Origin of the sequence: Rhizobium sp. BK379, assembly GCF_014193955.1 — a bacterium.
Taxonomy (GTDB): Bacteria; Pseudomonadota; Alphaproteobacteria; order Rhizobiales; family Rhizobiaceae; genus Rhizobium.
Genome location: NZ_JACIAD010000008.1, coordinates 358,532 through 373,259, shown reverse-complemented (window position 1 = coordinate 373,259; position 14,728 = coordinate 358,532). Strand labels below are relative to the sequence as shown.

13 protein-coding genes are annotated in these 14,728 nt (G+C 60.7%); 6 read left to right on the top strand and 7 right to left on the bottom strand.

From position 1 onward, the window contains the following. Positions 1-2 precede the first annotated feature (2 nt). From FHT93_RS29885 to FHT93_RS29875, 3 genes are all read right to left on the bottom strand, one after another. Positions 3-914, bottom strand: coding sequence for an SMP-30/gluconolactonase/LRE family protein (locus tag FHT93_RS29885; RefSeq protein WP_112968687.1), 912 nt, complete (start codon positions 912-914; stop codon positions 3-5). Positions 915-1,022: 108 nt separating this feature from the next. Beyond that, a complete protein-coding gene (locus FHT93_RS29880) occupies positions 1,023-1,844 on the bottom strand; it encodes an SDR family oxidoreductase (RefSeq protein WP_183850846.1) in 822 nt (273 codons plus the stop codon). Between the two features lie 82 nt (positions 1,845-1,926). Then, positions 1,927-3,114 (bottom strand): phytanoyl-CoA dioxygenase family protein, encoded by a 1,188-nt coding sequence (locus tag FHT93_RS29875; RefSeq protein WP_183850845.1) that lies wholly within the window; start codon positions 3,112-3,114, stop codon positions 1,927-1,929. Between the two features lie 94 nt (positions 3,115-3,208). Between FHT93_RS29875 and FHT93_RS29870 the strand changes: the two genes are divergently transcribed. Next, positions 3,209-4,231 (top strand): LacI family DNA-binding transcriptional regulator, encoded by a 1,023-nt coding sequence (locus tag FHT93_RS29870; RefSeq protein ID WP_183850843.1) that lies wholly within the window; start codon positions 3,209-3,211, stop codon positions 4,229-4,231. Between the two features lie 71 nt (positions 4,232-4,302). Beyond that, positions 4,303-5,520: an adenylate/guanylate cyclase domain-containing protein gene (locus FHT93_RS29865; RefSeq protein ID WP_113118094.1), complete on the top strand. Its 1,218-nt coding sequence runs from the start codon at positions 4,303-4,305 to the stop codon at positions 5,518-5,520. A gap of 85 nt (positions 5,521-5,605) precedes the next feature. Here FHT93_RS29865 and FHT93_RS29860 read toward each other — a convergent pair whose 3' ends face one another. From FHT93_RS29860 to FHT93_RS29845, 4 genes are all read right to left on the bottom strand, one after another. Next, positions 5,606-6,385: an SDR family NAD(P)-dependent oxidoreductase gene (locus tag FHT93_RS29860; RefSeq protein ID WP_183850841.1), complete on the bottom strand. Its 780-nt coding sequence runs from the start codon at positions 6,383-6,385 to the stop codon at positions 5,606-5,608. Positions 6,386-6,462: 77 nt separating this feature from the next. Continuing rightward, a complete protein-coding gene (locus FHT93_RS29855; protein WP_113145444.1) occupies positions 6,463-6,858 on the bottom strand; it encodes a DoxX family protein in 396 nt (131 codons plus the stop codon). A gap of 95 nt (positions 6,859-6,953) precedes the next feature. Then, entirely contained in the window at positions 6,954-8,102 is a 1,149-nt protein-coding gene (gene dgoD / locus FHT93_RS29850; RefSeq protein ID WP_112544405.1) for a galactonate dehydratase, read from the bottom strand. 61 nt (positions 8,103-8,163) lie between these two features. Further along, positions 8,164-8,904, bottom strand: coding sequence for a FadR/GntR family transcriptional regulator (locus tag FHT93_RS29845; RefSeq protein WP_112544403.1), 741 nt, complete (start codon positions 8,902-8,904; stop codon positions 8,164-8,166). A gap of 190 nt (positions 8,905-9,094) precedes the next feature. Here FHT93_RS29845 and FHT93_RS29840 point away from each other — a divergent pair, with 190 nt between their 5' ends. The 4 genes from FHT93_RS29840 to FHT93_RS29825 all read left to right on the top strand — a co-directional run bounded on the left by FHT93_RS29840 (position 9,095) and on the right by FHT93_RS29825 (position 14,645). Continuing rightward, positions 9,095-9,526, top strand: coding sequence for an OsmC family protein (locus tag FHT93_RS29840; RefSeq protein WP_112544401.1), 432 nt, complete (start codon positions 9,095-9,097; stop codon positions 9,524-9,526). 148 nt (positions 9,527-9,674) lie between these two features. Beyond that, positions 9,675-10,283, top strand: a complete 609-nt coding sequence (locus tag FHT93_RS29835; RefSeq protein ID WP_112544399.1) for a TetR family transcriptional regulator — start codon at positions 9,675-9,677, stop codon at positions 10,281-10,283. A gap of 50 nt (positions 10,284-10,333) precedes the next feature. Further along, positions 10,334-11,473: an efflux RND transporter periplasmic adaptor subunit gene (locus tag FHT93_RS29830; protein ID WP_183850839.1), complete on the top strand. Its 1,140-nt coding sequence runs from the start codon at positions 10,334-10,336 to the stop codon at positions 11,471-11,473. 25 nt (positions 11,474-11,498) lie between these two features. Further along, entirely contained in the window at positions 11,499-14,645 is a 3,147-nt protein-coding gene (locus tag FHT93_RS29825; protein ID WP_183850837.1) for an efflux RND transporter permease subunit, read from the top strand. Positions 14,646-14,728 lie beyond the last annotated feature (83 nt).

Here is a 14,728-nt window from a genome sequence, read left to right as displayed (position 1 = left end):
GCTTACGGGTACTGCGCGCCGTTCGTCGTCGTGTAGATCGAATAGAGCGATTGCGTCGCGGTGATGAAGAGGCGATTCTTCTTCGGGCCGCCGAAAGTGACGTTGGAGACGGTCTGCGGCACCTTGATCTTGCCGAGCAGCGTCCCGTCTGGGGCAAAGCAGTGCACACCGTCGGCGGCACTGGTCCAGAGATTCCCCGAGACATCGAAACGGAAACCATCCGGTATGCCGTTGTCAATCGAGCAGAAGTAGCGGCTGTTTGTCAGCTTGCGGCCATCCACGACGTCGAAGACGCGGATGTGGCGCGGGACATCGTGATTGGCAGAACCGGAATCGGCGATGAAGAGCTGGCGCTCGTCCGGCGAAAAGGCCAGCCCGTTCGGCTGGATGAAGTCGGTGACGACAGCTTCGATATCGCCGGTTGCGGCATCGATGCGATAGACGTTGCGGCTTTCCTGCTCTTCCGGAGATTTGTGGCCTTCGTAATCCGACATGATGCCGTAGCTCGGATCGGTGAACCAGATCGAGCCGTCGGACTTCACAACGACATCGTTCGGGGAGTTCAGCCGTTTGCCATTGAAGCTGTCGGCCAGCACGGTGATGCGTCCATCAGGTTCGGTGCGGGTCACACGGCGACCGCCATGTTCGCAGGAGACCAAGCGGCCCTGCCGGTCGCGGGTATTGCCGTTGACATAGTTGGACGGTGAGCGGAAGACGGAGACCGAGCCATCCGGTACCCAGCGCATCAGGCGTTCGTTCGGAATGTCGCTCCAGATCAGGCAGTTCAGATCGGAAAACCAGACAGGTCCCTCAGCCCAGCGGCAGCCCCTGTACAATTCCTCCAGCACCGCGCTGCCGGCGATCAGCGCTCCAAAGCGCTCATCCCTGATGTCATAAAGCTCGCTTCCAGCCATGCCCGATTCCTCCCAGATCGATATTGTTTCTTCGTAGCGGGAAACGAAGCAATCTGCCAGAGCCCGGAGGCGGAAAGGCGCCGGGCTCTGGAGCGTCACAAAGGCACGTCAGAGCGCGGCGACTGGATGCGGCGAGCCGTCATAAGCGCCCCAGATCGACTGATCGAAGCAGATGACGGAGCCGGTCATCAGGCCTGATTCGGCCGAGGAGAGATAGGCACAGGCGCGGGCCACTTCTTCCGGGTCGACCAGCCGGCCGAAGGGCTGGCTTGCGGCAGCCTTGGCGAGCCAGTCGTCGTCGGCCTTGTGAAATTCCCTCTGGATGCGATCTTCACCTTCGGAGGCCATCCAGCCGATATTCAGGCCATTGACCCGGATACGATTGCGCAGCAGCGCATAGGCGGTGTTCTTGGTCAGCGTTTCCAACGCACCCTTGGAGGCGCAATAGGCAGCGATGAAGGGCTGGCCGGCCTTGGCGGACATGGAGCCGATATTGACGATCGTGCCTTCGATCTTCTCGCGGCGCATGACCTTGACCGCTTCCTGCATGAGGAAGAACGGGGCGCGGACATTGACGGCGAACATGGTGTCGAAGAGCTCAGGGCTGGTATCGAGGATCGTGCCGCGGTCGGTGATGGCGGCGGCATTGACCAGCGCATCGACGCGGCCGAAGGTCTGGTCGCAGACATGGACGACATTCCTGGTATCCTCGACCTTGGCGAGATCGGCCTTGACGTAGACGACCTTCGCGCCGGTCTTTGCCGATATCTCCTCCGCCTTCGCCTTGCCCTTGGCCTCGTTGCGGCCGCAGATGATGATGCCCTTAGCGCCGCGTTCGGCAAAGAGGCGGGTAATGGTGGCGCCGAGGCCCTGTGTGCCGCCGGTGACGATGGCGATCTTGCCGTCGAGGCGAGCGTAATCCGTGCTCATGTGTTTTTTCCTCCTGATGACATGCGAATGGCCCCTTACCAGCGGCAAGGGGCTCTTGGATGATGGTATTGTGATGGCCGCGTCAGCTCAGCTTCCTGGCTGCCTGTTCGGCAAGGGCTTTGCTGAAGGCGTCGTCGCTCCAGTTTTCGGCGAGTGCCTCGTGCATGAGCTGGGCCTGGGTCTTCGGCGCGAGGCCGCCGAGCGGCGGGTCGCGGTCGAGATTGGTCGGGAAGGAATAGCCCTCCGCGCAGGAGGCGACGGCATTGGCGATCTCGTCGGCTGAAAGCTTGGCTTTCAGTGCCTTGAGGGCGGGGAAGAGCCTTGCGCTCATGCGTTCGCGGTTGACGGTTTCCATCGCCCGGCCGAAAGCCGAGGAGACCTGCAGCAGGTTTGCGACGCGCTTGATGTCTTTCGAGTGGTTGGTGCCGGCGGCATGGAAGAGGGCGGGGTTGAAGAAGACGACATCGCCCTTTTTCAGCGACAGCTGGATATGGTTCTGGTCGAAATAATCCTTGAATTCCTGGCGCTTGAGCGCGAGGTAGCCGGGCTCATAGGTCTGGCTGTGCGGCAGGAAAAGCGTCGGGCCGCTTTCGAGCGGCATGTCGCAATGGGCGACCGCACCCTGCAAGGTCAGCACCGGCGAAAGGCGGTGAATATGGGCCGGGAACTGTTCGATCACCTTGGAGGACTGGAAGCCGAGGTGATAGTCGCGGTGGGCCGATTGCGCGGCACCGCCCGGGTTCACCCGGTTGACCTGCGCCGTCATCTGGTAGTGCGGGCCGAGCCATGCCTCGCTTGCCAGCGCCACGATGGCATTGCCGTAGTAGCGGGCGAAATTCTCGGGGTCGGCAAGGCAGTGCTTTTCGAGCGAGTTCCAGATGCGGTCGTTTGCGCCAGGCTTGGCGAAATGGTCGCCGCCGCCGGTCGAGCTGCGGTGCTGCTCCTCGATGATCTCGTCGAAGATCGTGCTCGCCCGGTCGATGATGCCGGTGTCTTCGTAGGCATGTTTGAAGACGACGACGCCGGGGCCGATGCCGAAGGCTTCGCAGATTTCGGCGAGAATGGCGCGGCGGCCTTCCGGCGTCGAGGCTGCCTCGATCACCTTGCGGCTGTCATAGATCAGAACGTTCTTCTCGACGGCTGAGGCCGAGGGATAGTCGGCAAGGGCCGTGGTCTTTTCGGCGAGTGCGCGGAAATCGTTGAGATCGCAGGCGTCTTCGGTGAGCCAGACGCGGTTGGCGCGCAGTTTTTGCTGGTTGTCTGATTTCATCGGGTGCTCCTCCGTGTCCGATGAAGGGACTATACGCCGCCGGCGATCCTGATATAGATCAGGAATCCATCAAAAATCCATCAGAACAGCAAGCATGGCTCATCCCTTTCTCGTCAAGGATATCGCTTTTCAGGCAGGTCTCAGCACTGCCACAGTCGATCGCGTGCTGAACGGCAGGCCCGGCGTGCGGCGGCAGACCGAGATGCGGGTCAAGGCGGCAATCGTCGAGCTCGAGAAACAGGTGGGTGCCGATGTGGCTGGCCGCAAGCTCACGATCGATATCGTCATGGAAACGCCTGACAGGTTCAGCACGGCGGTGCGGGCCGCGTTCGAAGGGGAGGTTGCGACCTTCCTGCCGACCGTCTTCCGCTGCCGGTTTCATTTTGCCGAGGTGATGCGAGCGGCGGAGCTGGTACAGCTTCTCGACCGGATCCGGTTGCGTGGCACACATGGCGTTGTGCTGAAGGCGCCTGATGTGCCTGATATCGTCGCCGCCGTCGCAAGGCTCGATACCGCTAATATCCCGGTCGTCACCCTCGTCACCGACCTGCCGAATTCGGCCCGGTCGGCCTATGCCGGCGCCGATAACCGGGCAGCAGGGGAGACGGCGGCCTATCTCATCGGTCGGTTGCTCGGTGCCGCCGGCGGCAAGGCACTGGTGACGCTGTCAAGCGGCCGGTTTCGTGGCGAGGAGGAGCGGGAGATCGGCTTTCGCCGGGTGATCCGTGCGCATTATCCTCTAATCGGCATTATCGAAGTGAGCGAGGGGCATGGCACGGATGCCGCGACGGGTACGCTCGTTGCCAAGGCCCTTGCCGATGATCCCTCGATCAATGCGGTCTATTCGGTCGGCGGCGGCAATCGCGCGGTGCTTACGGCTTTCAAGGCTGCCGGCAGGCCGGTCTCGGTCTTCGTGGCGCATGATCTCGATGCCGACAACCGCGCTTTACTAGCCGAACGGCGGATCGATTTCGTGCTGCATCACGATCTCAGAACCGATGCGCGCGCCGCTTTCCGTGCAATCATGGCCTATACTATCCCCGTCAGCCGGACGGCGCCGGTGTCATTTTCGGCCGTCGAAATCGTTACGCCCTATAATATGCCGACAAGCCAATAGTCTGTTCGGGTTGATTGTCTTTTCATCTGCGGCAGATTCACGTTACAGCTTGCGGATCGTGAGGAGAGCGCATGGATCACAGCGACGTCGGCACAATCGCAGCATGGGTGACGGAACAGGGCTTGAACGGTGCGACCGAGGCGGAGCTGCTTGCCGGCTTCTGCGAAGCCTGCCGCAATGCCGGCATGCGGCTCGATCGCGCCATGGCGCTGATGGACACGCTTCATCCCGTGCATGAAGGCCGCGCATTTCGCTGGGATAGCGTTGAGGATTTCGAGGGCGAGTTCGAATATGGCCCTTCGGGTGAGGGCCAGGGGCTGGATACCTGGCGTCGTTCGGCTTTCTACCATCTCTGGACCAGTGGCGATCGAGAGGTGCGGCGCCGGATCGGCTTCGGCGATCCGACCGATTTCATCATGCTGGACCAGATCTACAAGCTCGGTCACACCGATTACGTCGCCATGGCGCATCGCTTTGCCGAGGCCGGCACGATCGGCGAGATGGATTGTTTTTTCTCGCATTTCTCGACGAAACATCCCGAAGGCTTTTCCGACCAGGATCTTGCGATCCTGCGCAAACTGGTGCCGGTGCTGGGACTGGCGATCAAATGCGTGGCTCTTGCCCGTATCGCCCGCACGATCGCCGAGGTCTATCTCGGTGAGGATGCGGCCCGCCAGGTGATGGACGGCAAGATCTCGCGCGGCAAGACCGAGCGTATTTCGGCAGCCCTCTGGTTCTCCGATCTGTTGAACTACACGAAGATCTCGGACAATTCTCCGCCGGAAGAGATCATTCCGCTGCTCAATGAATATAGCGAGGCGGTGATAACAGCGATCCATGAGGCCGGTGGGAATGTTCTGAAGCTGATCGGCGACGGGGTGCTTGCTATCTTCAAGGGTGAGGAGCCGGCGGAAAGCTGTTCTGCCGCGTTGACGGCAGAGCGCCTGCTCCGCCAGAAGCTTGCAGTACTCAACGCTGCACGCGAGGTGGACAGGCGGCCAACAACTGATGTCTATATCGGACTGCATATCGGCGATGTCTTCTACGGCAATATCGGCAGCCAGGACCGTCTGGACTTCACGGTCATCGGGCCGGCGGTCAACGAGGTGAGCCGCATCGCCTCGATCTGCCGTTCAGTCGATCTCAATGTGCTGATGTCGTCGGATTTCGAAGCGGCAATCCCTGAAGCTGAGCGCAACGTCCTCGCTTGTATCGGCCGCTATGCTCTGCGCGGTGTCAAACGGCCGCAATTGCTTTACACGCTGGAAAGCGCGCGGCTAAACGGGTGACCGGCAGGGCCGTTGCTGCAACTGCATATATGCGCGCTGATGATCTGGTCGAGCAAAGGCAATCGTCGCACGACGCAGAAGCGGCCTAACGCAGCAATCCCTGTCCGCCGTCGATCCAGACAGGCGTGCCGGTAATATGCCGGGCGCGCTCGGAGGCAAGGAAGAGGATCGTCTCGGCTACATCGTCACTAGACCCTGCCTTGCCGCCAGTGATCGGGATTTCGCCCTTCGGCCAGATGACGGGCACTTCGGTTTCCTCGCGATGGCGCGATGTTGTGTTGGCGGAAATGCTGGTGTCGATCGCGCCGGGGCAGACGGCATTGACGCGAATGCCGTGTTTGCCGAGCTCGAGTGCAAGCTGCTGAACGATGGCGACCTGGCCGGCTTTGGTCGCGGTATAAGCGGTGGCGCCCGGGGTGGTGAAGGTACGCGTGCCATTGATTGACGAGACCACGACGATCGAGCCACCGTTCATCTTCAGATAGGGCACGGTGAGATGCAGTGTCATGTATGTGCCGCGCAGGTTGACGGCCATGGTCCGATCCCATTCTTCGGGCTTGAGGTCATCGATCGGCGCCCAGACGCCATTGATGCCTGCATTGGCCACCACGATGTCGATGCCGCCGAAACTCTCTGTCATCTTGTCGACGGCCGCGCGCATTTGGGCCTCGTCGCTCGTATCGGCGGTCAGTTCGATTGACTGACCGCCAGCGGCGATGATTTCCTGGCAGGTTTGTAGCACCTCGCTCTCGGTGCGGCTCAGCACCGCGACCCTGGCGCCTTCAGCGGCGAGCTTCAGCGCAGTCGCCTTGCCGATCCCGGAGCCTGCGCCGGTCACCAATGCGATCTTTCCCTGCAACTCCATGAGCCGCTCCTCTTTGCGGTTGCCTGTAAAAGCAATGATCGGGGCGGCTCTTGGTTCCGGAGCGTGTGGCGTTGAGGTTATTTCAGGAGGCTATGGCGAAGCGCCCACCGTTCCGGTCCATGAACGGCGGCAAAGAGCAGACCGGCCAAGAAGGTGAAGTGATCGACGAAGAAGCCGAATTCAGCCTGGTTCTGCTGCCATTGCGAGGGGCCATGGAAGGCAAAGGCCAGGAAGATCACGTAGATCCCGGCAAGCAGGCTCGCTTCTGTGAAAAAGGCGCCGGATATGAAGGCAAGCGCCAGTGCGATTTCGAAAAAGGCGGCGATCCAGGCAAGGAATGTGGCCGCCGGAAAGCCTGCCGCAGTGATGTAGGCGGCCGTCGCGCCGATATCGGCGAACTTGAAGCCGGCGGCCATGAAAAAGATGAAGCTGAAGATGATGCGGGCAACAATGATTGCGATTGCTCTGGCCATGTGAAATCTCCTTCTTGAGCTTTCACAATGACGAATGAAGTGCCCGATATCCTACACGGAGACCGAAAAAAGGGCCGCTTTCGCGGCCCTTTCGCTTACCATTCGGCAAAGCTGCCATCCTCGTGGCGCCAGATGGGATTGCGCCAGCGGTGGCCTTCCTTGGCACGCTCGATGACATAGGCCTCGTCCACTTCGACGCCGAGGCCGGGCCCCTGCGGAATGGAGACGAAGCCGTCGGCATACTGGAAGACTTCCTTGTTGGAGATGTAGTCGAGAATGTCGTTGCCCTTGTTGTAGTGGATGCCGAGGCTCTGTTCCTGAATGAAGGCATTGTAGGAGATGGCGTCGACCTGCAGGCAGGCGGCAAGCGCGATGGGGCCGAGCGGGCAATGGGGTGCCAGCGCCACGTCATAGGCTTCCGCCATGGCGGCGATCTTGCGGCATTCGGTAATGCCGCCTGCGTGGGACAGATCCGGCTGGATAATGTCGACGTAGCCGTCCGACAGGACCGACTTGAAGTCCCAGCGGGAATAGAGGCGTTCGCCGAGCGCGATTGGCGTCGAGCAATGGTTGGCGATTTCCTTCAGGGTTTCGCGGTGTTCGGAGAGAACCGGCTCCTCGATGAACATCAGCTTGTAGGGTTCGAGTTCCTTGGCAAGAACCTTTGCCATGGGTTTGTGGACACGGCCGTGGAAATCGACACCGATACCGACATGCGGGCCGATCGCCTCGCGGATCGTCGCGATGGTCTCGACCGCCTTGTCGATCTTCTCGTTGGTATCGACGATCTGCATTTCCTCGCAGCCGTTGAGCTTGATCGCCTTGAAGCCGCGGGAAACGACGTCCTTGGCGTTGCGGGCGACGTCGGAGGGGCGGTCGCCGCCGATCCAGGAATAGACCTTGATGCGGTCACGCACCTGGCCGCCGAGCAGCGAATGGATCGGCTGGCCGAGCGCCTTGCCCTTGATGTCCCAGAGTGCCTGGTCGATGCCGGATATCGCCGACATATGGATGGCGCCGCCGCGATAGAAGCCACCGCGATACATCACGGTCCAATGGTCTTCGATGAGGAAGGGATCCTTGCCGATGAGGTAGTCTGCGAGCTCGTGGACGGCCGCCTCGACGGTCAGCGCGCGACCCTCGACAACGGGTTCGCCCCAGCCGACGACGCCTTCATCGGTTTCGATCTTCAGAAACAGCCAGCGCGGCGGGACGATATAGGTGGTCAGTTTGGTGATCTTCATGACAGTCGCACTTTCGTTTCGCTTCGTGTTCCCATCGACGGCCGTGGCCGCTGATATCTTATCATTTCGTCCGGCCGGCGGCGGTCAGGTCGCGTTTGGCGAGGTCGAGAATCCGGTTGACGCAATCGCGCGCGCCAGCGGCATCGCGCAGGCGCAGGGCTTCGACCACCTTGCCATGCAGGGCCAGGGCCTCGCGGTGATCGGGCATGGCGACGTTGGAGGCGTGCAGCGCGTATTTGAGCGCAGCGTGGATGGCGCTGGAGAGACGGCGAAAGACCTGGTTGTGGCTGGCCTTGAGCAGCACGGTATGGAAGAGCAGATCGGCCTCGGTGAAGGCCTCGGCATCATCGCTCGCCGCTTGCATGCGCTGCCAGGCCCCTTCGAGATCGGCGATTTCCTGCGTGCTGGCGCGACTTGCGGCATATTCGGCCGCTGCTGGTTCGATCGTGCGGCGGGCTTCGAGGATGCTGGCAAGCAGGTCGAAATCGCCGAGATGCGGCCCCATCCATTCCAGTAGGTCCTGATCGAGAATGTTCCACTCGTCCTTGTCGCAAACTGTGGTGCCGATGCGTGGTTTGCCGCGTACGAGCCCCTTGGATTCCAGAACCTTCAGGGATTCGCGGATCACGGTACGGCTGACGCCATAGAGCTCGCAGAGGTCGTTTTCGCGTGGCAATAGCGTGCCTGCAGGGTAGCGGCTGGCGCAGATATCCTCGGCAATCGCCGCCGTAACGCTACGGCGGACGCGCGGCCGGCGCTCGGCCGCTGCGGTTTTCTCATCGCGTCTTGTTGCGGGCTGCATCGGAAAGTTCCTCTTGGTCAAGTCTCTTACCTTAATCATCATACACAGGCAATCTTCTTGTATGATGATTTGCCTTCAATCTGGTGTCGTCTTCCGCGGATAGAGGACTATATTGCCGGTCGGAAGGGCAGAACGCTCTTCGCGGCGGAGCGGCGCAACGCTTCAAAATTCAATCGAGCAGGAGGACGGCATGCAGATCAATCGTACAGCTTCGGCCCATTGGTCAGGTGGTCTCAAGGACGGAAAAGGTCAGATCACGACCCAGAGCGGCGCGCTGAGCAATTATCCCTACGGCTTTGCAAGCCGCTTCGAAGGCGTTGCCGGTACCAACCCGGAAGAGCTTATCGGCGCTGCCCATGCGGGCTGCTTCACCATGGCGCTGTCGCTGATCCTCGGCGAAGCCGGACTGAAGGCTGACCATATGGAAACCTCCGCCAAGGTGACGCTGGAAAGCGTGGAAGGCGGCTTTGCCATCACCGCCATCCACCTGTCGCTGTCGGGCAGCATTCCCGGCGCCGACCAGGCAAAATTCGAAGAACTGGCCGGGATGGCAAAAGCCGGCTGCCCGGTTTCCAAGGCTCTTTCTGCCGTTCCGATCACGCTCGACGTCAAGCTCGTCTGATCCTCAAGCCTATTTTCTTACTAATGCCGCAGCCTGCCCGGGCTGCGGCATTATTGTTTGCATCGCAAAATCATTGACAAGTGAAGGATGATATTTTACGATTGACGAAATTCAAAATTCGTCAGTCGTAAATATCGGGCCTGAACCCATGAATGACCTCGCGGAAACCACGCTGGACGTCACACGGCAGGAAAATATCACCCGCATCCTGGATGCGGCCGAGCGGCTTTTCCGCCACTACGGCTATTCCAAGACGACCGTCGCGGATGTGGCCCGCGACCTTGGCATGTCGCCTGCCAATATCTACCGTTTCTTCGCCTCCAAGGTTGAGATCCACCAGGCGATCTGCGGACGCATGCTGGCGATGAGCTATGAGCTTGCAGCCAATGTCTGCCGTCAGAAGATCAGCGCTTCCGACCGGTTGCGCCAGTACGTGCGCAGCCAGTACCAGCTGACGCTCGACACGATGCTCGATCAGCAGAAAGTGCATGAGATGGTGATCGTCGCGATCGAACGCGACTGGCATGTCATCGAGAAGCACATCGACTCCATTCACGCATTGATTGCCGACGTTATCCGCGAAGGCATCGCTTCCGGTGAATTCGCCGACCAAGACCCCGAGGTCGCCTCCCGCTGTTTCGGAGCGGCGACCATTAATCTCTGCCACCCGCAAATGGTTGCCCAATGTCTTGCCAAGACAAACCGTGCGGCCGTGGACGAACTGATCGAATTTGCGATCAGGGCACTTAGAAAATAAGCGCGGCCAAGGTCGCCCAAGAAAACCCTAGATAATCAGGAGTGCGAAAGATGTTTTCGCTCAAGACCTACAGCAACCGCGTGCCGTCCGTCATGAGCCTCGCGCTCCTTGGTGCGGTCGGGCTCGGCGTCGCTGGCTGCACGGAAGAAAAGGCAGAGGTCAAGGAAGTCATCCGTCCGGTCAAGGTGGTCGAGATCGCCAAGGCCGGCGATACCCGTACGCTCGATTATTCCGGCTCGGTAAGGGCGCGTACGGAAATGAACCTCGGGTTTCGAGTCAACGGCAAGATTACGGAACGTCTCGTCGATATCGGCGAACGGGTAAAGCCCGGCGATATCCTCGCCCGCATGGACTCGACCGATTACGAACTCGCCGTGAAGACCGCCGAAGCCAATCTCACTGCTGCCGAAAAGGCGGTTGAAACCGCCGATCTCGTCAATCGTCGCGCCGAACAGCTCTTCGACAAGAATGTCGCGCCGAAATCGCAGGTCGAGCAGGCGTCTCTCAGCCATGATCAGGCAATTTCGACTCGCGATGCCGCTGTCTCTGCGCTCGATCAGGCGAAGAATCAGGTGAGCTATACCGAGCTCAAGGCCGACCATAATGGCATCGTGACCACCATCAATGCCGATGTGGGGCAGGTCGTCGGCTCGGGAACACCTGTCGTCACCGTCGCTGTCGACGGCGAGAAGGAAGTGCAGATCGCGGTGCCTGAAAACGATATCGCCCAGTTCAAGCCGGGCAAGACCGTGAAGGCGGGTTTCTGGGCCGACAGCAAGCTGGTGCTCGACGGCACCGTTCGCGAAGTCTCCGGCAGCGCCGACCAGCAGTCCCGCACCTTTGCAGTGCGTGTCAGCCTGCCGAATGATCCTCGTGTACTACTCGGCATGACGGCGTCCATCGAGGCCAGTGTCAGCAATAGCGACAGCTATGTTTCCATTCCGCTGAGCGCATTGGCGCAGAAGGACGGCAAGCAGGTCGTCTGGACTGTCGATCGTGGTACGGAAACTGTTCACGTCAGGGACATCGAGGTCGCGGATTTCACCGGCGATGGTGTGCGTGTGGCCAAGGGGCTCGATAGCGGCGATCTCGTCGTCGCCGCCGGCACGCAATTCATGAGCGAAAACCTGCAGGTCAAGCTTCCCGACCAGCAATCGGCTTCGGCTGAAACGGACGCAGCCGTCCGCTGAACGGCCAGGGAGAGGGGACAGGATCATGGACAACGCCACTACGGAAAAGCGCCCGTTCAACCTTTCGCGCTGGGCAATCGGTCATCCGAGCATTGCGCGCTTCCTTTTCGGGCTGATCCTCATCACGGGTGTGCTCGGCCTGACCCGCATGGGCCAGAAGGAAGACCCGGATTTCACATTCCGCGTTATGGTGGTGCAGGCGCTCTGGCCTGGAGCATCGCTGCAGGACATGGAAGATCAGGTCACCAACAAGATCGAGCGCAAGCTGCAGGAAACCCCGCATCTCGACTGGGTGAAGTCCTATACGCGGGCAGGCAGCACGATCATCACCGTGCAGGTGAAGGGTGATACGAATTCGGCTGATGTTGCCGACGCCTTCTATCAGGTGCGCAAGAAGGTCGGCGACATCAACAGCGATTTGCCGCAAGGTCTGCTCGGCCCTTATTTCAACGATGAATTCGGCGACACGTTCATCACGCTGCATTCGATCAGCGGCGATGGCTATTCCTATCCGGAACTGAAGAAGTTCGCGATCCAGGCGCGCGACATGCTGCTGACGACGCCCGGTGTAGAGAAGGCCGTCATCATCGGCGACCAGCCGGAAAAGATCTATATAGACGTCTCCTCCAAGGCGCTTGCTGAACGCGGCCTGACGATCCCCGATCTGCAGAACGCCATTAAGGGCCAGAATGCCGTCGATCCGGCAGGCAATGTCGATACGGGTCTGCGCTCGGTGCGCATCTCGGTCGAGGGCAATGTCCACAAGGTCGAAGACATCAGGGAATTGCGCCTGCGCTCCGGCAATCAGGTGACACGCCTCGGCGATATCGCCACTGTCACTTCCGGGCTCGAAGACCCCTATCAGCGCAAATACCGCTTTAACGGTCACGATAGTGTGCAGGTCGGCGTCGTCATGGCCAAGGGTTACAAGGTCACCGATGTCGGCAAGGATGTTGAAGCGACCTACAAGCGCTTCGAGGACTCGCTGCCCTACGGTGTCGCCGTCGATCAGATCTCCAACCAGCCTGATGTCGTGACCGATGCGGTCAGCGAGTTCATGCATGCGCTGGGCGAAGCCCTTGCCATCGTGCTCGTCGTCTCGTTCCTGTCGATCGGCTGGCGCTCGGGTCTTGTCATCGCCATCGCCATTCCGTTGGTCCTGGCTGCGACGTTTGCCATCATGTACGAGCTCGGCATCGATCTGCAGCGCATTTCGCTCGGCGCGCTCATCATCGCGCTCGGCCTGCTCGTCGACGATGCGATGATCGTCGTGGAAATGATGGAGCGAAAGCTCGAGGAGGGCCTCGTCAAGATCGATGCCGCGAGCTTCGCCTATTCCTCGACCGCCTTCCCGATGCTGACGGGTACGCTGATCACGACCGCCGGCTTCATTCCGGTCGGCTTTGCGGCATCGACGGCCGGCGAATATGTGCGTTCGCTCTTCTATGTCGTCGGCATCGCGCTGGTGACCTCATGGTTCGTAGCGGTCTATTTCACGCCGTGGCTCGGCTACATGATCCTGAAGCAGCGTCACCATGCGGGCGAGCATCACGACGTGTTCGACACGCGCTTTTATCGCGGCCTGCGCCACACGGTCGGCTGGGCGGTGCGCCATCGCGTCATCGTGCTTGCGCTGACGCTCGGCACGTTCGTTGCGAGCCTCTGGAGTTTCCAGTTCATTCCCCAGAACTTCTTCCCGCAGTCCTCGCGTCCGGAAATCCTCGTCGATCTCTGGCTGCCTGAGGGGACCAGCATCAAGGAAGTGGAAGTCCAGGCCAAGGCGCTGGAAGCCAAAATGATGGACGATCCGGACAAGAAGTTTATCGCCACCTATATCGGCGAAGGCGCGCCGCGCTTCTTCCTGCCGCTCGACCAGCAGCTGCGCAACCCGAACTACGCGCAGCTCCTGATCATGGCGAATGACGAGCCAGCGCGTGAGCGTCTTATTACCAAGCTCCGGACGATCCTGGCGGAAGACTTCCCGTCCGTCCGCGGCAAGGTCGACCGTCTCTTCCTCGGTCCGCCGACGGGCTGGCCGGTGCAGATGCGCGTCATGGGTCCGGATCGTACGGAAGTGCGCAAGATTGCCGATCAGGTGAAGGACCGCTTCACCAGAGATCCGATGCTCGGTGCCATTCACGACGACTGGCTCGAGCCGGTGCCTGCCATGAAACTGGTCATCGATCAGGATCGTGCCCGTGCTCTCGGGGTCACTTCGCAGCGTGTCCGCCAGATGCTGCAGACCGCCATGTCCGGCGCACCGCTCGACGATTTCCGCGATGGCGAGGAAACGGTTTCGATCGTCGCTCGCGAGCCGGATGCGAACCGATCACTGCTCTCTGCTGTCAATTCGGTCTATGTGCCGACGGATTTCGGCGGCTTCGTCCCGGTCTCGCAGATCGCCAAGGTCGTGCCGTCAATGGAGCAGGGTGTCGAATGGCGGCGCGACCGCCTGCCGACGATCTCGGTGCGGGCAACGCTTCCTGACGGCGTCCAGTCGAACGACGTTGTGACCAAGCTCTACAACGACATGAAGGACCTGCGCGACAGCCTGCCGGCCGGCTACAAGATCGAGATCCAGGGCGGGGCCGAGGATTCGGCTGAAAGCCAGGCCTCGATCGCCGCGAAGGCACCGATTATGCTCGTCGTCATCATGATCCTGCTGATGGCCCAGCTGCAGCATTTCGGCAAGGCGATGCTGGTCTTCGCCACCGGTCCGCTCGGCATCATCGGCGCGGCTTCGGCCCTGTTGATCAGCGGTGCGCCCTTCGGCTTCGTGGCGATCCTCGGCGTCATCGCGCTGCTCGGCATCATCATCCGCAACTCGATCATCCTCGTCGACCAGATCGACCAGGATATCAAGGCGGGCATGCACCGGCAGGAAGCGATCGTTGGTGCTGCGGTACGCCGCTTCCGGCCGATCATGCTGACGGCGCTGACGGCCGTGCTGGCACTGATCCCGATCTCGCGTGGCGTCTTCTGGGGTCCGCTCGCCTACGCCATGATGGGCGGCATCCTCGTCGCCACGGTACTGACCATCCTCGTACTGCCGGCCGGCTATGCCCTGTTCTTCGGCCGCGAACCGAAGGCCAGAAATGACGAACATGCCAATGCCAACCAGGAAGAGGCGGATGGGACCATTCATCATCCGCCGGCATTGGCAGCCGAATGAGACAATGGCGCGGTCGAGGCCGCGCCATTTTTGTTTCAGCTTCAGACCACTAGTTTCGTCAGGTTGCCGGTTGTCTCCAGCGG